General features: G+C 41.1%; 18 protein-coding genes and 1 tRNA gene. 14 read left to right on the forward strand and 5 right to left on the reverse strand.

Translation table 11 applies throughout. The features are described 5' to 3' along the window. Positions 1-8: 8 nt before the first annotated feature. Positions 9-572 (reverse strand): RNA polymerase sigma factor, encoded by a 564-nt coding sequence (locus H9X96_RS12625; protein WP_187666619.1) that lies wholly within the window; start codon positions 570-572, stop codon positions 9-11. Between the two features lie 477 nt (positions 573-1,049). On the opposite strand from H9X96_RS12625, the gene H9X96_RS12630 reads away from it, so the two are divergent. The 5 genes from H9X96_RS12630 to H9X96_RS12650 all read left to right on the forward strand — a co-directional run bounded on the left by H9X96_RS12630 (position 1,050) and on the right by H9X96_RS12650 (position 6,613). Continuing rightward, positions 1,050-1,136 (forward strand) — tRNA-Ser (locus H9X96_RS12630). A 154-nt stretch (positions 1,137-1,290) separates the two neighbouring features. Next, positions 1,291-1,668 (forward strand): hypothetical protein, encoded by a 378-nt coding sequence (locus tag H9X96_RS12635; RefSeq protein ID WP_187666620.1) that lies wholly within the window; start codon positions 1,291-1,293, stop codon positions 1,666-1,668. Between the two features lie 900 nt (positions 1,669-2,568). After that, positions 2,569-5,148 carry a TonB-dependent receptor gene (locus H9X96_RS12640; RefSeq protein ID WP_187666621.1) on the forward strand — a complete coding sequence of 860 codons (2,580 nt, stop codon included), beginning with the start codon at positions 2,569-2,571 and terminating at the stop codon, positions 5,146-5,148. A gap of 237 nt (positions 5,149-5,385) precedes the next feature. Then, a complete protein-coding gene (locus H9X96_RS12645) occupies positions 5,386-6,090 on the forward strand; it encodes an alpha/beta hydrolase family protein (RefSeq protein WP_187666622.1) in 705 nt (234 codons plus the stop codon). A gap of 112 nt (positions 6,091-6,202) precedes the next feature. Next, the gene (locus H9X96_RS12650; protein WP_187666623.1) at positions 6,203-6,613 is read left to right on the forward strand and encodes a RidA family protein; all 411 of its coding nucleotides are present in this window, start codon (positions 6,203-6,205) and stop codon (positions 6,611-6,613) included. 128 nt (positions 6,614-6,741) lie between these two features. On the opposite strand, the gene H9X96_RS12655 is transcribed toward H9X96_RS12650, so the two are convergent. Then, positions 6,742-6,900, reverse strand: coding sequence for a hypothetical protein (locus H9X96_RS12655; RefSeq protein ID WP_187666624.1), 159 nt, complete (start codon positions 6,898-6,900; stop codon positions 6,742-6,744). Between the two features lie 236 nt (positions 6,901-7,136). On the opposite strand from H9X96_RS12655, the gene H9X96_RS12660 reads away from it, so the two are divergent. Next, positions 7,137-7,808 (forward strand): hypothetical protein, encoded by a 672-nt coding sequence (locus H9X96_RS12660; RefSeq protein WP_187666625.1) that lies wholly within the window; start codon positions 7,137-7,139, stop codon positions 7,806-7,808. Positions 7,809-7,862: 54 nt separating this feature from the next. Here the strand turns inward: H9X96_RS12660 and H9X96_RS12665 are convergent, their stop codons facing one another. Continuing rightward, a complete protein-coding gene (locus tag H9X96_RS12665; RefSeq protein WP_187666626.1) occupies positions 7,863-8,969 on the reverse strand; it encodes a TlpA disulfide reductase family protein in 1,107 nt (368 codons plus the stop codon). 76 nt (positions 8,970-9,045) lie between these two features. After that, positions 9,046-10,494 carry an MFS transporter gene (locus H9X96_RS12670; RefSeq protein WP_187666627.1) on the reverse strand — a complete coding sequence of 483 codons (1,449 nt, stop codon included), beginning with the start codon at positions 10,492-10,494 and terminating at the stop codon, positions 9,046-9,048. 98 nt (positions 10,495-10,592) lie between these two features. On the opposite strand from H9X96_RS12670, the gene H9X96_RS12675 reads away from it, so the two are divergent. Continuing rightward, positions 10,593-10,967 carry a helix-turn-helix domain-containing protein gene (locus H9X96_RS12675; RefSeq protein ID WP_187666628.1) on the forward strand — a complete coding sequence of 125 codons (375 nt, stop codon included), beginning with the start codon at positions 10,593-10,595 and terminating at the stop codon, positions 10,965-10,967. A gap of 104 nt (positions 10,968-11,071) precedes the next feature. Next, positions 11,072-13,516 (forward strand): phosphocholine-specific phospholipase C, encoded by a 2,445-nt coding sequence (locus tag H9X96_RS12680; protein WP_187666629.1) that lies wholly within the window; start codon positions 11,072-11,074, stop codon positions 13,514-13,516. Positions 13,517-13,567: 51 nt separating this feature from the next. Here H9X96_RS12680 and H9X96_RS12685 read toward each other — a convergent pair whose 3' ends face one another. Beyond that, on the reverse strand, positions 13,568-14,026 hold the full coding sequence (locus H9X96_RS12685) for a two-component regulator propeller domain-containing protein (protein WP_255431101.1): 459 nt from the start codon (positions 14,024-14,026) through the stop codon (positions 13,568-13,570). Positions 14,027-14,423: 397 nt separating this feature from the next. On the opposite strand from H9X96_RS12685, the gene H9X96_RS12690 reads away from it, so the two are divergent. From H9X96_RS12690 to H9X96_RS12715, 6 genes are all read left to right on the forward strand, one after another. Beyond that, entirely contained in the window at positions 14,424-14,978 is a 555-nt protein-coding gene (locus tag H9X96_RS12690) for an RNA polymerase sigma factor (protein ID WP_187666630.1), read from the forward strand. Between the two features lie 79 nt (positions 14,979-15,057). Continuing rightward, positions 15,058-16,326: an MFS transporter gene (locus H9X96_RS12695; RefSeq protein ID WP_187666631.1), complete on the forward strand. Its 1,269-nt coding sequence runs from the start codon at positions 15,058-15,060 to the stop codon at positions 16,324-16,326. Beyond that, the gene (locus H9X96_RS12700) at positions 16,316-17,158 is read left to right on the forward strand and encodes an ROK family protein (protein WP_187666632.1); all 843 of its coding nucleotides are present in this window, start codon (positions 16,316-16,318) and stop codon (positions 17,156-17,158) included. The genes H9X96_RS12695 and H9X96_RS12700 overlap by 11 nt, the downstream gene beginning before the upstream one ends. Positions 17,159-17,478: 320 nt before the next feature. Then, on the forward strand, positions 17,479-20,124 hold the full coding sequence (locus tag H9X96_RS12705; protein ID WP_222943899.1) for a hypothetical protein: 2,646 nt from the start codon (positions 17,479-17,481) through the stop codon (positions 20,122-20,124). 70 nt (positions 20,125-20,194) lie between these two features. Further along, entirely contained in the window at positions 20,195-21,046 is an 852-nt protein-coding gene (locus tag H9X96_RS12710) for a FecR family protein (protein WP_187666633.1), read from the forward strand. Between the two features lie 38 nt (positions 21,047-21,084). Beyond that, positions 21,085-24,681, forward strand: coding sequence for a TonB-dependent receptor (locus H9X96_RS12715; RefSeq protein ID WP_187666634.1), 3,597 nt, complete (start codon positions 21,085-21,087; stop codon positions 24,679-24,681). Positions 24,682-24,706: the final 25 nt, after the last annotated feature.

Consider the following 24,706-nt stretch of genomic DNA (forward strand, 5'->3'; position numbering starts at 1 on the left):
GATGAAAATTAAAAAAAGAGAAAAAATCCATCCATCTTCAGTCTCAGGACCTTTAAAGCATTATTAATCTGATTTTTAACAGTTTTCTCAGACAGGTTAAGTTGAGAAGCGATTTCTTTCCTGGAAAGATTATGCTTCCGACTGAGTTCAAATACTTCTCTCATCTTTTCCGGCAAACAAGAGACTTCTTTTTCTATGAGTACGGTCAGCACATTCTCCCGCAAACGATGATCAGTAGGAGATTCAAATCTTTCCATATTGTCTTTGATGGATAGAAAATAGGTAGATTCCACCTGTTTATGATAAATGGCATTAAGAATCCGGTTTCTCAAAGCACAGTATAAATACCCAGACAGGTTGTTTTCAATAGCAATATTTTCTCTTTTATGCCAAAATACAGTAAACAACTCCTGAATTATATCCCTCGCTTCCTCACGATTCTGAAGTTTTGAATAGGCATGACTGTACAAAATTCCAGAATATCTTTTATAAATCTCAGTGTATGCGGTTCTGTTACCCAACCTTAATAATGCGACCAATTCTGGGTCAGAATAAGTTATAAGCAATGACATGATATTATCCCCCAGAACTAATGTAATATTTTTCTTACTAATTTTTATTTATACAGATAAAAAACAGAAAAAATCAAAGAAGAACGGTTTGTTTAAATATTACTTCCTTATAAGTAAAAAAATATTTCTTAATTAAAACAAATTAGATTTTTTTATAACTAAAAACTATACCTGAAAGACAGTTATAAACAATAAAGAAGAAGATCATTACCGATAACTTATATCGATGAGCAACTTAAATAATTAAACGTATCGAATTACAACATCAGGAAACATGAATAAACAATCAGCAGAAAACACCCAAATAAGGGATTAGACACTGTTTTAGCCTACCGAAACGAACAAACACGCGATCAATTGAATTAAATCATCGCAACACGAAAAATAAAAAGACTCAGGATTAGATGATTAGAGAAATCCTTTTAAATAATAGCGATCACAATTTGTAGAATTGATTGGAGTTCGTACTTTTGTGCCGGAGAGTTGGCAGAGTGGTCGATTGCGGCAGTCTTGAAAACTGTTGACTTGTCAAAGGGTCCGCGGGTTCGAATCCCCCACTCTCCGCTACTAGGTGACTAGATTTCGAAAAAACCTGCAAATCATACGATTTGCAGGTTTTTTCATTTAAGACCAAAGCCAAATGAAGCATCAATTCACATATAATTGGTGAGTCATTCGGTGAGTAGTTGAAGGTAATTTAAACTACTCACCGAATAGGATGTATTTCATTAACCCATTACTACAATGGAATCCAAGGTTAGGAAGAGCCAAAGGCTACAAGGAATCGGTTAAATCATTCAACTTCTATCTGGACGATTTACAGATTAAGATCCACGAAGCACATTCCCAACTCACCAAAGAAAACCAGGAGATTACTGCTCAGATTCTACGCGACAGATTTCTTGGAAAAGATAAAGACCGCCCAACTTTGCTAGAAGTATTCAAAGAGCACAATAAAAAGATGGAATCATTGTTAGGCATTGAATTTAGCAAGGGAACTATGGAAAGATACCGCAGCTCTTTAAAGCACACTGTCGATTTCCTGAACAGTCAGACGTCAACCCAATTTTTGGCTAATACAATGACGAAAAACTGATCTGGATGGAGATTTTGGTATCGCCTATACGTGCGGTACTTTCAGCTTGCAGGCTGCTATTCCTAACTTGAAAAGCATACTTAAAAAGGATGTCATCAAACTTACCGACGTCACTACCTTTTATGCGGCCAACAGTTACCGTTTTAAGCTAACTGAAGGTGCAGAAGGTATAGATCTGGAACCCAATGGTTGCCTACCGCGGTGTTCAGGGTTTTGATAACATCTGGGATGCAGGTGCACAATTAGAAATTGCCAACTAGCAAGCACTTATTACGGGCATGTGTCACAGCACAAAAAATGCAACTTTTGGCCTGGGTATGGACTTCAGAAAAAATATCTGATCAGCGGCAATTATACCACACAAACGTCTGCGCTTAGCGGCTATACCAATGGACGTTTTGAACTGAACCTGAGGTTAAGTCTAAGGAAGTAATTCAAAAAAACTCTTTAAAAGCGACAAATAAATCTCAACAACCCCTTCAAAACCAAGCTCAAATCCATAAAAAATCAAGATTTGGTAACGCGGCTAAATAAAAACTACTAAATCTGTAGATTTTATTCTTTTTATAAGAATAGAATCCTATCTTCGTATTATCAAAAAAACTCTTAACAATCTAGAAACCAATGAAAACAGGCTTACATTTTATGAAAATGCAAAGAAAAACAGCTAAAGAAGGAACCCACTTTCTATTAGGCTGTTACTGTTGTTGATGGTGATTTTTTTCAGTAATCACTGGAAAAGCTAAAAAGCTTACAAATAACTTATTGTTTAAACCTAACCGGATGCTAAAAACATCCACATGGCCATGCTTTGCAATTTATTTATTGCGGGTATCTGCCAAAAATAACGTCAGAACTCTGGCCATTTAAAACCAGCAAACCATTTAACATAAACACAAAATGAAAAAACATTTACTCCTTATCTTTTTAATGATACTGACGGCGAATGCTGTATTCGCCCAAAACCCAATAGCAGGTGTCATCAAAAGTAGTAACGGCGTTCCCGTACCACATGCCACAGTGCTCATCAGAGGCACTAAGATTTCTGCAACTGCCGATAAAGATGGTAAGTTCAGTATTGATGCACAGACGGATCTTCCATTCTACCTTAGAATCAGCTCCATAGGTTACAAATCTCAGGATTTCCAGATTTTAAAGCTTCAGGAAGCTCCTTTTGAATTGATCCTGATCGAAAGCGAACTATTGGATGAGATCGTAGTTACCTCAAGAAGACGTTCGGAGGTACTGCAGGATGTCCCAATTGCCATTACAGTAATCGGCGGACAAGCCGCTGAAAATGCAGGGGCTTTTAACGTTAACCGCTTAAAAGAACTCGTACCTTCTGTACAGCTATATGCTTCAAACGCAAGAAATACCACATTGAATATCCGTGGACTAGGTTCAACATTTGGCTTAACCAATGACGGTATTGATCCAGGGGTAGGCTTTTATGTAGATGGAGTTTATCAGGCTCGTCCTGCAGCAACCTCTACCGATTTCCTTGACATTGACCAGATAGAAATACTACGTGGCCCACAGGGAACCTTGTTCGGTAAGAATACAACTGCAGGAGCGTTTAACATTACTACAGCCAAACCAACTCAAACGCCAAGCGGAAAAGTTGAATTGAGCTTTGGAAATTACAATTTTATACAAGCAAAAGCATCGGTTTCGGGTGGCGTAGCAAAAGATCTGGCAGCAAGATTATCCATCTCAGGAACTCAAAGAGATGGAACTATCTTTAATACAAAAGAACAACGCAGATATAGCGGCCAGAATAACATTGGTTTTAAAGGTCAGTTATATTATACACCTTCAGAGAAATTACAAGTATTGTTAAGTGGTGATGCGAGTATCCAGCACCCAGCTGGTTACCCATTGGTAATCGCAGGTGTGACGACAACCGAAAGAAGTGCGTATCGTCAGTATGCCAAAATTCTTTCTGATTTAGGTTACCAGCAGCCTGTAGCAGATCCTACCTCCAGAGAAATCAATACCAATACACCTTGGAAGCATGACCAGTCTATTGGTGGTATATCTGTAAACTTAGACTATAAGATTGGCAATGGAACGCTGACTTCTACTACCGCCTGGAGGTTCTGGAATTGGAATCCTACAAACGACAGAGATTTCTCTGAATTGTCTGCATTAACTAAATCTCAGGGAAACTCTCGCCATGATCAATATTCACAAGAAGTGAGATATGCGGGTACTATCTCTGAAAAAGTAACTGGTGTAATTGGTGTATTTGCCCTTAGTCAGAATTTGAAAGGACTAGAGCAGACAGAAGAAGTAGGTAAAGATCAATGGAGGTTTGTACAAACAAGCAATACCGGCTCTCAGGCCTTATACTCCACTCCTGGTTTACTGGATGGTTATGGTATCAGAACCAATTCAACTATTAAATCATTAAGTACAGCCATATTTGCACAGGCTGATTGGGAATTCCTAAACTACTTTCATATTTTACCAGGTTTAAGATATACTTACGATAAAAAAGATGTGGACTACGACAGAGTAACTTATGGGGGTCTACAAACTACAGATGCAGCATTACTTGCACTTAAAACTGCTGTTTATAACAACCAAAGGTTCAACACTAGTGTAGACAACAACAATTTGTCTGGAAACGTCACTTTGTCTTACCGACCTTCCACTAAATTAAATGCATATGGAACGTTCTCAACTGCTTACAAACCAGTTGGTGTAAATGTTGGTGGTTTACCTACCACTCCTACTGGAGAAGCGGATCTTTCTCTGGCCGTAGTTAAACCAGAATATGTACAGCATTATGAATTGGGTATTAAAACCAAGCCATTTAATGGTGCAATTGTGAACGTGAGTGCTTTCAATACAGATATCAAAGACTATCAAACCAACGTACAATCACCACAATTGGGTGTAAACAGAGGTTACCTCGCTAATGCTGAAAAAGTGAATGTAAAAGGTTTAGAAGTTGATGGAAATTATCAATTAGGAAGGTTTCTAACCTTAAATGCGGCTTTAGCTTATCTTGATGGCAAGTATGTAAAATTCGAGAATGCACCACTACCCTTAGAAGAAACCGGTCATACGGAGCTTGTGAATGGTGTAGCTACACAAGTCGCCTTTAAAGATGCTTCCGGAGGTCGATTACCAGGTATCTCTAAATGGAATGTCTCAGGAGGTGCAGAATTCAGCAATCCAGGCAATTTTGCAAACGTAACAGGTAGGTTTTTTATTGCAGCAGATGCCAGCTACCGTTCAGAATATTCTTCAAACCCAACACCTTCCAGTGTGTTAAATGTGGAAGCTTATTCATTGTTAAATGCTAGATTAGGATTTAAATCTGATAAATTCTCCCTATTTGTTTGGGCAAGAAATATCACGAATAAAACTTACTACGAGCAATTACAAGCCGCTGCAGGCAATGCTGGTTTGTATGCAGGTGTACTTGGTGATCCAAGAACTTATGGGCTAACACTACGTTATTCTCTTTAATACTATCCTACTTCTATTCAAAATGCTGCTTCATAAAATTATGAAGCAGCATTTTTTATAATATATTGAAGCGCTCAACATATGTATACGTTTTGAAAAATGGGCAGCAATACTTTTGCATCAACGAATTAAAACAAGAATGCAATGAGAATATTATTAACTACCCTATCTGTAATTTGTATCAGTCTCCAAGCCTTTTCCCAGAAGGTAGACTCATTAAACATTTACAGTCCCTCTATGAAAAAAGAGGTCAAAACATTAGTGATCCGCCCAACATCATCCACAGGAAAAACAATCCCTACAGTTTACATTTTGCATGGCTATACTGGTTATCCAAAAAGAACATTAACCCAAGATATTCCTGCTTTACAAGCACTGAGCAAAGAAATGAAAATGATCTTTGTTTTACCTGATGGAAATTATGACAGCTGGTATGTGGACAGTGAGCATACAAATTCAAAATATGAAACATTTGTGGCGAAAGAACTGGTTGATTACGTGCAAAACCACTACAAGTCAGACGTATCAAAAACAGCAATCATGGGCTGGAGCATGGGTGGGCATGGTGCCTTGTACATTGGTGCCAGACATCAAACTACATTTACCGCTATTGGAAGTATATGTGGGGTGATCGACTTTAGGCCTTTCGGAAAGGATTATGGCGTACCAAAAATACTAGGAGATCATCCAGAAGATTGGAAAAACTACACCTCGATCTCTCAAATAGAAAACCTGAAAAATTCTAAGCAGCAAATCCTGATTAGCTGTGGAACGGAAGATGTTTTAATTGGACAAAACAGAAAACTACATGAGCAGCTAATGTTATTTAAGGTTCCTCATATTTATGAAGAACGACCGGGAGCACAAAACGCAGCGTACTGGTCTCAGGCTGCAATCACTCAACTATTTCAATTAAACCAATTCTTTAAAAATCATGAATAATCCGAAAAGCACTTTGTACCTGACAAAATGTATCTTAACCTTATCCCTCTTCACATTATCATTTTCGTCTTGTAAACAGAATGAGGATAACCACATTAAAACTCAAAAAAACATGAGCAACATCATTCATAAAAACCCAAAAACAATTTTTGACCCTACTCCATTTGCATTCGCACACGCCACAAGTACTCCAGATCATGGCAGCTATGTATTTATATCCGGACAAAGTGGTGGAGAAGACCTAAAACATAGCCTCTCTAAAGATTTTAGAACCCAGGTTCAATTCGCACTGCGAAATTTAGAAACCGTGCTTAAAGAATATGATTTAAAGCCTGATGACGTCCTTAAAATTACCGTGTTAATTGTGGACCATAATCAAGAAAAACTAGCAATATGGACAGAAGAAATGCACAAAACGTGGAAGAATAATCAATTTCCAGCGAGTACATTAATCCCTGTTCCAAGGCTGGCATTGGACGATATGCTGGTAGAAGTCGATGCCGTTGCTTTCATGAAGAATTAAAAACAACCATTGATTTAATTTCAATCGCACACAATATAAGTTCCGTTTAAGCGTCTTTATATATGAGAGCGTTAATTTAGATAAAGGGAAATAGTCTTAGGATTATTTCCCTTTTCTTTTGATTCAAATTATTTGGCGGGTTTATTAGGTTTTTTTGGTGGAATTTGACCACCTTCCCCGATTGTATCATTTGAGGCCGATGCACTAACAACAACATTACGATGTTCATCCGTGGTAGATTTAGGGCTTGAAAAGCCCAGCAAAAGAGCAATTAACAATTGTAACATGAGCTAAAATTTAGATTAAAAGGTCTGTAATTTGTCGAAAACACCCTCCGAGTTTATTACAATTTACAGAAAATAAACGACTAAAATTTAACATATCCTAAATAATAGAGAATAAAATCTCTAATAGTGAACATTGGAAAGATATAATTAATACAATTTTCTTCTTAAGCCAAATTTTGGCGCGAATTGTGTTCTTTTACAAAAAAGAAGACCATAAAAACCAACGAATCAATCAGATGAAAAAAAACACGCTCCTATTCCAAAGCATCTTATGCTCCATACTACTTCCTGCATCACTATTAATTGCCTGCACTGGCGGAGATAAAAAGGCAAACACAGCAGCCTCTATTACCGACACTGTAGCAACCATACCAGCGGAAAACACAACCGTAGCAGCAGACACCAGCAAACTTGCCTTTGACATCAATTCAATCCCGGTAACCACAAAAGACATGGGTACCTTCCCCTACCTGAATGCACCAGAAAACTATAAATACAACGACATCACCAAAAGTGACCTCAAGACCGTACACTTTGCCGTAAATGGAAAACTGATCCCAGTAGAGGGAAAAACTTTCAGCACAAACATTTACAAGCTCAATGAAAACGGCAGTGAGAGCACCTTTAATGCGACTATAGTGCAAAGAGCGTACGACAAAGCCGTTAAAGATTTAGGAGGTGTTAAGTTACCTGGTACGCCAGTGCCGCAAGCAGAAGTTAACAGAGTTGGGCCTAAAGTACTCGACGAAGAAGGAAATCATGCCTACAGCATCATAGGTCCAGATGATTATACCTTGAGTCACCTGAACACCTATGTGATTCGTACTGCAAAATCGGAAGTATGGATTGAATTAAGTTTTTATCAAAATGGCGCCTATATTCATATTCTGGAAAAGCCAAAATCATAACGATAAAAAAAGCTCAGACCACATTGTCTGAGCTTTTTACAAATTCTTCTCAACCTACAATTCCTTAATCTTTGCCTCTAGTTCGCCCATTCCCGGGTCGGTTTCATCCGAATTATAAATGATTTTACCCGTTTTATCAATTAACAAACTAGTAGGATAAGCGCCCACCCCAAAAGCTTTTGTAATCTTACTTTTTCCTGGTTTTAACCGCTCAGAAACATTTATCCAGGTCAGTTTATTTGAGCTGATGTGTTTTCTCCACCTCAGCACATCATCATCAACATTGAAATAAACTACTTTTAAACCTTTATTCTTATAGGTATTGTATAAATATTTCAATTTTGGCAATTGAAGTTGACATGGGGCGCACCAGGTTGCAGAAAAAACAATGAGGTAATTCTGACCTAAAAGTGAGCTGTTCTGAAATACTTTTCCATCCGCATCTTTCACACTAAACTTATAAACAGAATGACCTGCTTTTGCAGCTGTTAAGTTATTGACCAATGTAGTCTGCTCATTATAAATTTGTTTACCTAAAGCAGATTGCTGAAGGTCTGCATTAAACGTTCGTAATACTGATAATATGTGATTTGAATAATCAATGCTTCTACCATAAAAACTGTTATAGTACAATGCCAATAAACTGAAATATTCATTTGGATAAGATTCTAGTATCCTATTGACTTTCATGTGGATCTTTAGCTGCGTCTCCGGAGTCACATCTTCTCTTTTGCCGGTAATATTGATCGCTTCGTCAAAGCTTCTACGAAACATTTGAGCCATGTTGGCTTCCATCTCATTACTTTTAGAACTTAAGCCTAAATCCAATTCTTTAACATGATCAGGATTGACTTCAATGTTCATCATATTCTGCCCGGAATCAAGAACAAAAGTTTTAGATGGACCTGTCCTTTTATCTTTAATCGTTATACCAGCAAAATTACTGATTTGCCTGGCTTCCCCTCGGAATTCCAACTGCTGATCTTTGAATATGGCCGAGTCCCTCTTCAACACCCCCCTATTCTTATTATCCATTAAATAAAAATAAACCTTAGTCCCATTTAAAGTGGAGGTTTTTGCCTTGATGGTATAGTGGTATTGACCATAAGATGGGATGTATAATAAGACAAAGCATAAGAGCATTAAACAGAAAGACTTCATAACAGCAAGTTTTCTTTTAAGATACATTTAATGCTCAAATTTACAATATTTATTTGTCAGCTAAATTACCTCCACATTACTTGCATTTTACCCCAGGTATCTTCTCCTTTCCATTTAGCCCAGGAAACCTATAAAGAAAAAACAGCACACACATCAAAGCCAAAATATTCAACCCTGTTGCCCCCATATAAGCATTTATATAATCGATCTTACTCGTTCCTTCCGATAAAAAAGAAAAGAAAATCCCACCCGTTAATCCAATACCCAAAGCAACGGCGGCTTGCTGAATTGTAGAATATAAACCTGAGGCCGACCCTGCTAAGTCAGCAGGAATACGCTGCAATGCCAGAGACATAATCGATGGCAATACCGCTCCGCAGCCAACACCATACATCAGCAATAACGGATAAGACAAATACCAATCGACCTTTGCTTCACTAAAAAGAAAAACATGTAAAACCAAGGATACCATCATCAGTAACACAGCCAGCTGAATTACTTTTTTGCCATACTTTCTGATCAATACCAGCGAACCGACTGATCCGAATACATATCCTAAACCTTGAAAAACAAATAGCAAACCTGTTTCTGAAGAACTAATATTTAAACCATCCTGCAGCATTAAACCTGTAATCAAAAAGTAAGAATCCTGGGCGATAAAATAGAACAAAGCAATGAAAAGACCAATCCTAAAATCCGAATAACGAAACAGCCTAAAATCAATCAGGACACACACACCTCTTTTCATTTTAGCTTGCTGATTTTTCACAAACCCATACAATAGCAGGAAGGAACTACCTAAAAGTACCAGGCTCCATAATGGCCAGCCCAATTCCCTTCCCCGGATCAGCGGATAGATTAAACCTAAAAGTGCCAGACTACCCAATATAACTCCGGATACATCAAAACTTCCAGTTCGCAGTAATTTATGCTCTTTTAAATGGCTATTAGCACTATAAGCAGCCACAATTCCCAGAGGGATATTGATCAGAAAAATCAATCTCCAGCCATCCAGATGACTAAACAGTTCATTTGAAAAATGAATATCGGGCAATAAACCTCCTAGAAATTGACCAATAACCGAGGCAACTCCAGCAACGCCACCATAAAAACCCAATGCCTTAGCCCTGTTCCTTTGATCTGGAAAAAGCATTTGAATATAGGCTAAACTTTGGGGTACCATAAAGGCCGCACTTATCCCCTGTAACGAACGGGCAATATTTAGCTGCAACGGAGTCTGTGCAATCCCGCAAAGCAATGAAGCCAAGGTAAAACAGCACATAGAAATCACATATACTTTTTTCCTCCCATAGTAATCCCCGGCTCTGGCACCAGTAATCAAAAACACAGCATAGCCTAATAAATATCCGGCAATCACCAGCTGTATATCCGCATCTGTGGAATGGAGCTCTTTTTTAATGGTTGGAAGTGCTACATTTACAATAAAAATGTCCAGCACGGAGAGAAAGGCTGCAGCGGACAGAATGGACAATATCCGCTTGTCATTGATGATTTGCTTATTCATAATTTAGGTCATTTAAACAAAGTAATAAACCTTGTTCTGGCCGTAAAGATGTGCCTACTTGTAAGTACCTGCAAGTAGTTAATAAAACGATACTTAGTATGGAAAACAATACCAATATTCATAACCAGGAGGTTACAAAACAAGAAAAAGACGAATTTTCAACAAATAACTGTGCCGTGACAAATGCATTAAAAATCATGGGCGGTAAATGGAAAATGTTGCTGATAAAAATCATCGCTGAAGATTCCGTTTCCAGATTTGGAGAGTTGAAAAGAAGAATGGATGACATTGCGCAAACCACATTGACTATACAGCTGCGAGAGCTGGAACGCGATGGAATTATTTGCAGGAAAGCCTTTGCGGAATCTCCACCTAGAGTAGAATATAAACTGACCGAAATTGGAATTACTCTGCTTCCAGTGATTCAAGTATTAACAGAATGGAATGACAATTATTGTAACTTGAACAGATAGCTCCAAGTTGCTGTACTGGGTAAAATAAACGTTGCCACATGTGAATTTTTAAAAGGATTGATTAGTTTCGACTGATCAATCTTTTTTTTACAACACACAACCAAATGGAAACCAGAAGAGATTTTATTAAAAAAGCCACCTTACTAACCGGCGCACTAGGTATGGCCGGAATGTTACCGGCCTCCATCCAAAAGGCAATGGCCATTAACCCAAACGTAGGAAGCAGTTATTTAGATGCAGAACACGTGGTATTTCTAATGCAGGAAAACCGATCCTTTGACCATGCCTTTGGTACCTTAAAAGGAGTCCGGGGTTTTAATAACCCCAGAGCCATTACCCTACCTAACCAGTATCCGGTATGGCTGCAAAGCAATAAAAAAGGAGAAACTTATGCCCCCTTCCGCTTAAACATTAAAGACACCAAGGCTACCTGGATGAGCGCCCTGCCCCATTCTTGGGAAAACCAGGTCGATGCCCGTAACAACGGCCTTTATGATGGCTGGCTGGAAGCGAAAAGATCCGGCAATAAGGAATATGCAGATATGCCTTTAACCATGGGCTATTACAACCGCGAAGACATTCCCTTTTACTATTCATTGGCAGATGCTTTTACCGTTTGCGACCATAACTTTTGCTCTATTTTAACCGGAACAAGTCCGAACAGATGTTTCTTCTGGACAGGAAAAATCAGAGAAGAACAAAATGCAACTTCTACTGCGCACCATTCCAATGGGTATATCGATGGTTCAGAACGCATTTCATGGAGTACTTTTCCAGAACGCTTGTCGAAACATGAAGTAGATTGGAAAATATATCAGAATGAACTCAGTGTTGGTGTAGGCCTGGAAGATGAAGAAGAAAGCTGGCTGGCGAACTTCACCGATAACGACATGGAATTCTTTAAACAATACCATGTAAAAAGACATCCAGAACACCTGGTTTATCTCCGTAAAGCTAAAACTCAGCTGGAAAGTAAACTAAAGGAAAAAGCAGATCCGAAACTTCAGAAGAAACTTGATTTTGTCAGCAAAGAAATCGAGTTTCTCGAACTTAATCCATTGGAAAAACTAAACCCTGAACAACAAGACCTGCATAATAGAGCCTTTGTCACCAATAGAAATGATCCGGATTTCCATACAGTGGAAACCCATACCTATAATGACAATGGTACCGAACGAACCGCTAAAATCCCAAAAGGTGATGTATTGCATCAATTCCGTGCGGATGTGGATGCTGGCAAACTGCCTACCGTATCCTGGCTAGTGGCCCCCTGCAATTTCTCCGATCATCCTGGAGCCCCCTGGTATGGTGCCTGGTACCTATCCGAAGCCATGGACATCCTGACCAAAAACCCGGAGGTCTGGAAGAAGACCATCTTCATCCTTACCTACGATGAAAATGATGGCTATTTCGACCACTTGCCGCCATTTGTAGCGCCAAATCCGAAAGATGAAACTAAAGGGAAAATATCCAAATCATTGGACAGCAGTGCAGAATACATTTACAAAGGTGAAAACAGCAAAAGAGAAAGTGCTGTAGGTCTCGGTTTCCGTGTACCAATGGTGGTGATTTCTCCCTGGTCAAGAGGTGGGTATGTCAATTCACAAACCTTTGACCACACTTCTTCCATTCAGTTTCTGGAACATTTCCTATCCCATAAAACTGGTCAGAAGATCCATGAAGATAACATCAGCTCCTGGAGAAGAAGTCTCTGTGGTGATTTAACTTCGGTTTTCAGACCTTACAATGGCGAAAATATCCCTTTACCAAAAACAGTAGAAAGAATGCCTTTCTTAGAAGGGATTCACAAGGCTCAATTTGCGAAACTACCCAACAACTTCAAAAACCTGGATAGGGCCGCAATTGATGAAATCCTGAAAAACCCGATAGGCAATCCTAATTTACCAAAGCAGGAACCAGGGATCAAACCTGCAAATGCTATTCCGTATGAGCTATATGCACATGCAGGTTTAGATCCAGCAAGCAAACAGCTAAAAATCGACTTTACTGCTGGAACTAAGTTTTTTGGAGAAAAGGCAAAAGGCGCCGGTTTTATCGTTTATTCCGGAGATAAAAACTGGGATTTTACGGTAGATGCAGGTGACACCATCGATTACCATTGGCCATTAGCCGATTTCAGCAAGCAAACTTACGACCTGAAAGTATATAGTGCGAATGGCTTTTACCGCAGATATATCGGGAATGCCAATGATCCTAAAATCCTCATCTCCCTAAAGTATCAGGCAGAAAAAGAGGGCAGTAAACCGAATGGTCATGTGATGTTACACATCAGACGCCTGGCCAAAGGCAACCCGATTAAACTAGCCATAAAAGACAATAGCTATAAAAAACCGACGATCAACGCGGTGCTCAATAAAAGTCAGGAGGAAATCTTTATTCCAATCGAATTAAAAACAAGCCATAGCTGGTATGATTTTACCGTAACCACGGATGGAAACCAAACCTATAGCCAACAGTTTGCAGGACACGTAGAACATTCGAAAGAGAGTTTTACTGATCCTTTAATGGGGAATTTACATGCTTCATAAAATCTAAAAACCCCCTTAAATCAATAGATTTAAGGGGGTTAAACATTATAATTAAAACCTTATTTCATTACGGTCCGCAAGCATGGAAAGTATAATTTTATCGCTAATGCTATTCGGATTTTTAGGATCAAAAGGAATGCGCTCAAAGGCATCTTGTTCTGGAATATACCTGTTCAATCCACTTTGAGTGCCGATCCACAGGTTTTGCTTTTTATCAGATAACAGCGCATAAATATAATCCTCTGAGCTGATACTGGAAGGATCATCAGGATTGGTCCGGTAAATTTTAACCCTTCTCCCATCGTAACGGTTCAGGCAATCCCGGGTGCCAAACCACAGGTATCCCCTGCTATCTTTACAAATCGACAATACTGTGCTTTGAGACAATCCGTTCGTTACCGATAAATGATCAAAGGACAATTGGGCGAAAAAAAGTAAGAAAAAGCAATTGAGTATGATGGTCAGTAATACTCGTTTTACCAGTATATTTTGGTTAGTCAGTTTAGTCATTTTCCGGTTTTTATATACAAAATAAACCTACTGAACAAATCTAAATCAACAGCAGGATCCGGATCGCAAACCCTTGGAAAAACGATCCAGAAAAATTCTGATCGGTCAGTAATACCCTTAATTTTCGCGAAAGGTCAAATGGCAACCACTCCAATTTCGAGTAAAATAGAGATGACAATTAATTATTTTTTCAACTGAAATACAGCAATGAAAAATAAATTGAATTAATCGTTTTAGACCAGTAAAACGATATTATCCTTAAAAAACAAACACTTAAATAACTAGCTATCAAAGGCTAACCCTTGCCCTAATTTTCAAAACCTTGTAGGAACTTACAAAATATTATTAATACATTAACATTTCTTTCGTTTAGTTCAATTCTTGTAAACATAGGGGTATGCATGATAAATTTTCTGAATCAGAGCTTTGGGACAGCTTCAAATCCGGCGATAAGGACGCCTTCAAAGCGATCTATTACAAATACTACATGCTGCTTTACAAGTATGGCATAAAAACTTCTGCCGATACTGACCTTGCTGAAGATTGTTTACAGGATCTATTCTTAAAACTTTGGAAAAACAGGGATAATCTTGGAAACATCTGTTCCCTAAAAAGTTACCTCTACCGTGCGTACATCCGTCTGTTATTTGAAGCCATCAGAAAATCAAGGCGGGAGATTAACCTGGCAGAACTGGACCACCCTCAGGAAGAAAGTAGTATTGAAGAAAGCATCATCCAGCAGCAGAATCAGACCGCAGCAAACCTGCACCTACATCAGGCATTAAAACACCTGACCAAAAGACAGCGCCAGGTAATGCAGCTTCATTATTTTGAGGGCCTTTCCTATAAACAAATCGCAGAGATCCTACCTTTAAAATATCAGGCCATCCGCAATTGTGTGCATGAAGGGATTAAAGTACTCCGCAAAAACATCGCCTCCAGGTCTGGATAGCCTTTTAATAAAATTTATCAGAAAAACATAGTACAAAATTCCCTGGGCCCCGTCTGTATCTTCATAAACCGATGAACCAATGAAAAGAAACTACTTTGTACTAGGACTCATTTTACTGACATTCTTTGTCATCTCATTTCTAACCAACATCATTGGACCCCTGGTTCCTGATATCATCAGGAGCTTTTCTTTGAGCCTCACCACAGTAGCCTTACTCCCCTTTGCCTTTTTCATCGCTTACGGCGTCATGTCTATTCCTTCAGGAGTCCTCGTTGAAAAATACGGAGAGAAAAAGGTAATGTCCGCCGCCTTCTTTATTTCCTTTTTAGGCGCCATGCTTTTCGTATTTACACCCGGCTATTTCAGCTATATGTGTTCCCTTTTCCTGATTGGCGCAGGTATGGCCATGCTCCAGGTAGCCATCAACCCATTGCTTCGTGTGGCCGGAGGTGAAGAACACTTTGCTTTCAACTCGGTCCTGGCCCAATTCTTTTTTGGCCTCGCCTCTTTCCTAAGCCCCCTGGTCTATTCCTACCTAGTTCTCAATATTGGAAAGCCTGAAGGAGATTACAGTCCCATCATCACTTTTTTCGAGTCGATCGTGCCGGCAGGACTACCATGGATCTCTCTATACTGGATTTTCGGTATCGTTTCTATTCTAATGGTAATTGTAATTGCTTTTATAAAAATTCCCAAAGTAGAATTGAAAGGTGATGAGAAGGTGGGCGGAATGGAAACCAATATCGCGCTCCTCAAAAATCCAACTGTCGGGCTTTACTTCCTGGCCATCTTCTGCTACGTAGGGTTGGAACAAGGGGTGGCCAACTGGATGTCGGAATTTCTAAACACTTACCATCAAATAGATCCTAAAACCGGTGGCGCAACCGCTGTATCCTGGTTTTGGGGCATGCTCACCATTGGTACCTTACTCGGTTTACTGCTCCTGAAATTTATCGACAGCAAAAAAGTACTGCTGCTATTTACCGCAGCAGCCATTATCAGTCTGGCTTTCGCATTATTTGGACCTGCTAATGTCGCGGTCTGGGCCTTTCCTATGATTGGTTTCTTCGCCTCAGTGATGTGGTCGATCATCATTTCACTGGCACTCAATTCCATGGACAAACACCACGGTGCTTTATCGGGTATCCTCATCACCGGAATTTGCGGTGGTGCAGTGCTCCCATTAATTATCGGCTGGATTGGAGATATGACCTCACTTAAAACCGGAATGGTGTTTATATTTGTGATGCTCGGTTATATATTAAGCCTTGGCTTTTGGGCAAAACCACTGGTACAAAATGAAACGATCTCCCTTAGAAAAAAGAAAATCATAACTGATGAACAGTAAGATGCTGGTTGGCGTAGACCTTGGAGGCACAAACGTGCGCTCTGGATTGGTAAGCGGACAGGAAATAACTAAAATAGACACTGACCGGATCCAATCCAAAAGTGATGAATCCACAGTCATCAAACAGGTGATCAGTTCGATTAGTAAGGTCATGAACCCCAAAGTAGAAGCCATTGGCATCGGTGTTCCTGGTATTCTGGATACCAAAGAAGGCATTGTTTATGATGTCCAAAATATCCCTTCCTGGAAAGCAGTGCCATTAAAGGCCATTCTGGAAGATCGGTTCCAGGTTCCCGTCCTCATGAACAACGATGCCAATTGCTTTGCTGCCGGAGAGTGGCATTACGGCATGGGCAAGAAAAAAAACAACCTGACCGGTCTCATTCTCGGTACTGGTGTAGCAGCAGGCATCATCTGCGACGGCAAACTTTATGAAGGCCGTAACTGCGGTGCCGGTGAATTCGGAATGATCCCCTATCTCGAGCATAACTATGAGTTCTACTGCAGCGGCAATTTCTTCAGCCATTTCCACCAAAGTTCTGGTGAAGAAATGTATAAAAGAGCGGACAGTGGGGAGCTTGCTGCCTTGCAGATTTTCCAGGAATATGGGAAACACCTCAGCTGGCTGATAAAAACCATACTCTATGCCGTAGATCCAGAAATGATCGTGATGGGCGGATCAGTAAGCAAAGCATTCCCATTTTTCCGCGCTACCTTATGGGCAGAATTACAGGACTTTCCTTATCAGCCAGTGATCAAGAACATCCAGATTACCCCTTCAGAGACAGAAAACATTGCCATTCTCGGAGCTGCCGCATTATTTTTTAATTAGAAAACAGAACATTCTATTCCTACCAAAGCGAAGGGTTCTTTTTAGGGAATTTCCTTCGCTTTGATCATTTCCACCCTTTTCAATAAGCATCTGCAGGTAAGTCCTACCATAGAATAACCACTATAAATAATAACATTTAATCCCAGCATAAATCGCGGACTATAAGAAAAACCAAATAAATACAGTACAAAATCAAAACTGCCCCGTCTTATCAAGAAACAAACCTATCCACAGCTAAAACCAACCTGAGCCTTGTCGATTACTTAAAACGTAAGGAATAATCTTAGGATAGCTGAAAACCGATAAAAACCAATATGCCAATGAAAAAGCTAAGCCAAACCTTCCTTACCTTATCCTTGCTCCTCCTGGTCCAATTCACTGCAATTGCAGCAGAACGAATCCCGTTAAAAGTTGAAAAACACCAGGAAGGTGCCCCAATTACCATGGGAATCCCCATTCCAATCGGCGCCCTGTATTCTCCAGACCATGTCCGCCTGCTCAATAAACAAGGCAAAGAAATCCCTTCCCAAATCACAGAAGTCAACAACTGGATGCCCGTTAACAACAGCATCAAATGGATCTGGGTATTCTTCTTTACCGATGCCAGCGACAATTACACCCTGGAATACGGCAGTGATGTCAAAAGAGAATCCTTTAAAGGTGATCGTGTAGTGATCAGAAACGTGCAGCCAATGGGCAGCTATACGGAAGTCAGCACCGGACCATTGAACTTCAAAATCAAGAAAGACAATGGAGGGTTCTTTGAAACCGTACAGCTAGACACCGATAAAAACGGTTTTAACGCCTCAGACATCATCGCTGAAGGCGCGAAAGACCGAGGTTCCTTCCTCGACCTGCTCGATCAGGCAGGAATAGATAAATCCAAAGCCATCATCACCAGAAGCGTGATCGAAAAAGGCTCCGGACCACTGCATGGCATCATCCGCCTCGAAGGAGAATACCGCTACAACAGAAAAGACAACAACCCTGCGCCATTCGTGCTCAGAGTCCATGTCTATGCTGGAAAATCTTATGTTAAAGTGTTGCATACCTTTGTCTACACCGGCGTTCCGGATCAGCATGAAATCAAAAAAGGAGAACATGCCAGGATCGCTACGCAAAGCAAAGACATCCTTTCAGAAGAAGAAAGCAGCGATAAAGGCTGGTCTAAACCAAACGATCGGATTGCAGGAACAGGCTTCTCCCTCAATTACAAATTAAACGGTGCCATCTCCTACAAAGTGGGTTATAAAGATGGTAAATGGTGGGAAAATCCAGCGGAAAAAGTATACGAGTTCTCCGGAAATGGCACACAGAAGACCTCTCTATTCCAAACAGGCCCGAAACCAAACAAAGTAGCTCCGGTACCGGAATCTACGGATACCAAAAGAATTGAAGGCTTCTCTGCCAGCTTAACCACCGACAATAAGGAGCAGTTAAAAACCGCCAAAGCCAGTGGTTGGATGGACATCAGTGATAAAAAATGGGGCATTGCCATCGGCATCAAACATTTCTTTGAAGAGTACCCTAAAGAACTGAACATCATCGCAGAGGAGCAGCTGGCTACCGCCTATTTATGGTCGCCGCAAGCAGGGCCGATGAGCTTTGCAAGGGACACCAACGCACCAGATGATGGAATATTAGGGAATTTCGCACAAGGATTGGCTAAAACCAGCGAACTGGTTTATTACTTCCATGATGCCAGTGTGAGTACCTCTGCCATTCAAAAATCACTGAATTATTTCCTGGATCCACCGGTAGCACATGCCGCTCCGCAAGCCTATGCCCTGTCGAAAGTTTTCGGATCCTTCTCCCCTCACAATACCACATTCTCTGAGTTTGAGCGTGGAATGGACTATAAGTTCGACTGGATGTTCTTCAACCAAAACTGGGCGCCATGGTATGGCATGTTTGAACATGGTGATTTTAAAAATTACTATATCAATAACAAATGGGAAATGTGGGCAAACAACGAACCTGCACAGGACTATATGTTATGGATGCAATTCATGAGAACTGGTGATCCGAGGTTTTACAATGCTGCACAGGCGATGAGCAGACATACCATGGATGTCGACAATATCCATTGGCCAAAGAAACCGGTTTACCATGGAGATACCAACCCTGTCCTCGATTACCTGCAAAGCAAAGAAGCACCAGATAACACCACTCCCTACCTGGGCATCGGAAAAAGACATGGCGATCAGCATTGGTCGGCAGTACTGAGCGCACACGTATGGGTACAGGGATGGCTGGCAGATTACTACCTGACCGGAGACCACAGAGGTTTAGAAATCGCGCGTCAAACCGCAGATACCTATGTGAAACGCATCTGGGGCGATCATGACCTGATGGGACGCCGTCTATATCTATCTGTATGGAACATGACCGAAGTCTACGATGCCACCAAAGATGAAGCCTACCTAACCGATCTGAAAGACCGCATCAAACACATGTTAGACCTGCAAAACGGAACTGAGCAAAATAGCAGTCTGGTGGTAGACCGTTACGGTTATTCCCAGGTATATGCCTCACAAGGCCTCAGCAAATATTACCGGATCACCCGCGATGAAAAAATAAAACAGGCACTCATCACCCATGCCCGTTCGGTAAGAGACAACGAGCCGATCGCCTACTTCATGGAGTCTTACCTGTCTTCTATACACAGCCTACTGATCGGTTACGAGTTCAGTAAAGATCAAAGCTTTATGGACAGAGCCCTGGAACGTGCAGCAGTACTAAAAACTGATTTGACTACGGTTAAGTTCGACAATAATGCGACACAAAAACAACTCGCCGAAACCTTGTTAAAAGTGAGCCACCTCCCTCAGGATCCAGAAAAAGAATATGCAGAATGGGATGTCAGAAACGGTCTTCGGGTATTCGGCTGGACACATGCTTACAATGTTCCTTACCTGCTTTACTGGTTAAGAAGTGAAGAACCACAAAAGTCAATCAAAAAATAATCACAATTATACAGTACAAAACCAAAAACACAGCGTCTTAGCGTAAAACAACACATCATCTCCACACAAAATGACTAAAAAAACATTCAAAAACGACTTGGAACGAATCGATGCAGCATGGGAAAAGCTAGCTCCCATGCTGGACGATCAAGAAACGCCGGTAAGAAAACTAAAGCCCTGGTTCAATAAACAGATCATCGCTGCTGCAGCAATGCTGATCCTGGTAACCACCATCGGCGTCTGGTTTTTAAAAGAACAAAACGCAGAAATCCATCACCTCACCAAGTATGGACAAACTTTACGTGTCGTTCTTCCCGACAGTTCTGTCGTAACCTTGAATGGAAATAGTCAGCTGAGCTATCGTAAAAACTGGTCCGGCAATGGAGATCGGGAAGTAAAGGTAGATGGAGAAGCGTACTTCTCGGTAAAACACACGCGCTCCCACCAAAAGTTTTTTGTAAGAATGCCTGATCAGCTATCCGTTGAAGTATTAGGTACTGAATTTAACATCAGTGCCAGAAACCATGATACCCGGGTGGTGCTGAATTCAGGAAAAATAGACTTCCGTATGGAGGGATACGACCACAAAACCAATATCATTCAAATGAAGCCTGGGGACCTTGTGGAGTACCAAAGCAAGGAAAAATCTTATACCAAACGGATGGTGGATCCAACGATTTACTCGTCATGGAAAACAGACCGTCTAGTGTTTGATAAAACGCCATTGAAAGAAGTACTCAACACCCTGCACAACACTTATGGACTGGAAATCCTGGTGGAAGATCCGAAAATGCTGGACATGAACTTGTCCGGATCTGCCCCAACTACCAACATCAATACCCTGATTCATGCATTATCAGAAACATTTAATATCAATTTCACTAAAAAAGGAGATACGCTTATTGTTACGAATACCCCCTGAGTCAACTAACTAATTTTATCAACTAAACCAACCAAACCATGGTAAAAATTCTACACTTGCTGCTGATCCTCGTGATCGGCAGCGCATCGATGGTATTTAGCCGTGTGCAGTCCTTCGCATTCGTGCCGGAGAGCGCCACCACCACACCTTCAGAGGCCATGCGTCAATTGATGCCGCTCAAAGATGCATTGAAAGGACTCGAAAAAACACACAAAGTATCTATTATGTTCGACAGCAAGCTTGCCGAGAATATACTTGTTCAAACCAAAGAAAAACCACAGCATGAAAGCATTGAAACGGCATTGTCCAATATGCTTTCTCCAGTAAATATTAACTATAAAAAGATTAGCGAACAGTTTTATGTCATCAATTTCAAAGACTCAAAAACTTCAGCAGATCACCGTCAGACCAGCCCAAAGGAAAAAGGCAGTACCGAACCGACGCCAGCAGAAAACGCCAATAACCTAAGCGAAGTCTATAGAGAGTTGACCATCACTGGTAAAGTGGCCGATGGCAGCAATGGGGAGATACTGCCGGGCGTCTCCATTAAATTGAAAGGAAAAAACATCAGTACCAGCACCAATGCTAATGGGAAATATACCATCCGCGTTCCTGAAAAAGGTATCCTCGTATTTTCTTACATCAGTTACATCACCAAAGAAGTAGCCATAGGTTCTTCTACAGTCATCAATGTCGATTTAATGCCTGACCAGCAGAAACTAGACGAGATCGTAGTAGTCGGTGTAGGATACGGTACACAGCAAAAAAGAAACTTAACCGGTTCTATTGCTTCTATCAGTGCAAAAAGCATCAAAGATATTCCCGTAACCAGCTTCGAGAATGCCATTCAAGGCCAGATCGCAGGGGTACAAGTGCAAGAGCCAAGTGGTGAGCCTGGTGCCGCAACCACCATTCGCGTGCGTGGTGTCGGTTCCATCTCCGCAGGTAACGAACCATTATATGTAGTAGATGGTTTCCCGATCTCTAAAAACGTAGAATCTGCCACTCAGGGCGATGTTTCTAAAAGAACGGTAGCCTTCCGCCCTGCTCCGGCAAATCCGCTGGGAACCATCAGCCCGGGAGATATTCAATCCGTAGAAGTGTTAAAAGATGCTGCAGCTGCGGCCATTTATGGTTCCAGAGGATCAAACGGAGTCATCATCATCACCACTAAAAAAGGAAAAAGAGATGGCACTACTTCGGTAAATTTCGACTCTTATTTTGGCATCCAGACCCTGGCCAACAAGGTAGACCTGATGAACTCAAAAGAACTCAGCGAATATGTGCTGAATGCTAAAAACAATGCCTACCTCCAGGATTTCCCGAATGCCAGCATCAACGACCCGAACTCGGTACGTTACACCAGAAGTACCAATACCAGTTATTACCTGCCTAATGATTTTATCAATCCAACAGGTGTAGATACAGACTGGCAGGATGTACTGTTCAAAAACTCTAACATCCAATCCTATAACCTATCCCTTTCTGGCGGTGCAGAAAAACTAGGTTATTACATCTCTGGCAACTATTTCAATCAAGGTGGTATCATCGATAAAACCGGCTTTAAACGTTATACCTTCCGCATCAATATCGAATCTGACCCGGTAAAAAACCTGCGTATCGGTGCCATTGTCAATCCCTCATTTACGGATCAGGCCAAAGGATCTACCAGCGCTCCTTATTTCGCTGATCCTCCGGGAGCAGTTTACACCGCCCTGGTACATTCGCCAACAGTGAGCCCTTACCTTCCAAATGGTACGATTAACCAGTCCAATAACCAAAGTCACCTGAACACAGAAAATGGAACGGGTACCAATATGACGGCCTCCAGTAATCCGCTGGCCGTAGTAAGATACATTCATGACGACCTATCGCAGTTCAGAAGCTTTGCCAGCGCCTATGCAGAATATACCTTTCTTGACGGCCTGAAATACAAGTTCATGATCGGTACAGACATCAACAACTACAATAGAAAATATTACAGAGAAAAGGCATTTATTGACCGTGCAGCAACTGTAGGTGTGCCTTATGGACAGTCTAACTCTTCCCTGGAAACCAACTGGCTGTCAGAAAACCTCCTGACTTACAACAAGGTATTTGGCGTACACAGCATCTCTGCACTTGCCGGATATACCGCACAGAAAGACAAGATTAGAAACAATCAGGTACAAGCAGAAAACTTCCCTGACGACCTGGTGCAAACTGTAAGCGGCGGACAAGTAACCGGTGGTACCGCAACAGAAGAAGAATGGTCGCTGGTATCTTACCTGGGTAGAGTAAACTATGCCTTTAAGGACCGTTACCTGTTAACCGCTACCATCCGTTCCGACCGTGCTTCCCGTTTTGGTGAAGGTAATAAAGTAGGTTATTTCCCTTCCTTCTCTGCTGGATGGAGAATGTCTGATGAAGTATTTATGAAAGACATCAAATGGATCAGCGACTTTAAACTACGCGGAAGCTGGGGTAAAACAGGAAACTTCCTGATCCCTAACTATGCCGCTGTAGGACTATTGAGCCCTTACAACTATGTATTTGGTAATGTAGTGACCAATGGTATCGCCCCTTCTACCCCTAGCAATCCAAACCTGACCTGGGAGAAAAACACACAAGTAGATATCGGTCTGGACATGAGCTTCCTGAGCAACAGGATCTTTGCATCACTGGATTGGTACAACAAGAAAACTTCAAACCTGCTCCTCAATGTTCAGGTACCCGCAGTAGTTGGCTATGGCAATTCTAACCCATTGATGAACATCGGTGAAGTAGAAAACAAAGGATTTGAAGCATCCCTTTCTACTCAGAATTTAGTAGGCAGCTTCACCTGGAGCACAGATATGAACTTCTCTACCAACAAAAATAAGGTATTGAAATTAGGCGCTTCCGGCGATCCGATCCTAAGCACTGGTGGTGCAGGTATCCGTCACATTACCCGTATCGGCGACCCAATCGGCAGCTATTACGGTTATGTGGTTGAAGGTATCTACCAAAATCAGCAAGAAATCAACAATGCCCCTAAAGATAAATTAGCGGCAGCTCCGGCGCCTGGAGATTTCAGGTTTAAAGATGTGAATGGTGATGGCGTTATTGATGCCAACGACCGTACCGTAATCGGCAACTATCAGCCTGATTACACCTACGGTATCACCAACAGACTAGGCTATAAAGGCATAGAATTGAGCTTCCTGATCCAGGGTGTAGAAGGTTCACAAGTATTGAACTTAACCAGAAGACACCTGGCCAATGGCGAAGCCAATACCAACTCTTATTCGGTGCTGAAAAACAGATGGCTTTCCCCAGATCAACCTGGAGATGGTAAAACACCACGTGCAGACAGGCTAGGCGATTTACACGGATTTAACAACAGACCTTCCACTTATCAGGTAGAAGATGCCTCTTACATCCGCCTTAGAAATGTAACCATCGCCTACACCCTACCTGCCAAATGGGTAGGAAAATATTTCTCTTCATTCCGTGTATATACTTCTGGAACCAACCTATTCACCAAAACCGATTATATCGGCTACAACCCTGAGGTAAATAACCAATCTACCTCAAGCGGTGTACAGGGTGAGGATTATGGCGCCTATCCGTTATCAAGAAATTTCACTTTTGGTATTAATGCCTCATTTAAGTAGTGTTCTTAAACCTAAAAACCAGAAA

Origin of the sequence: Pedobacter sp. N36a, assembly GCF_014472395.1 — a bacterium.
Taxonomy (GTDB): Bacteria; Bacteroidota; Bacteroidia; order Sphingobacteriales; family Sphingobacteriaceae; genus Pedobacter.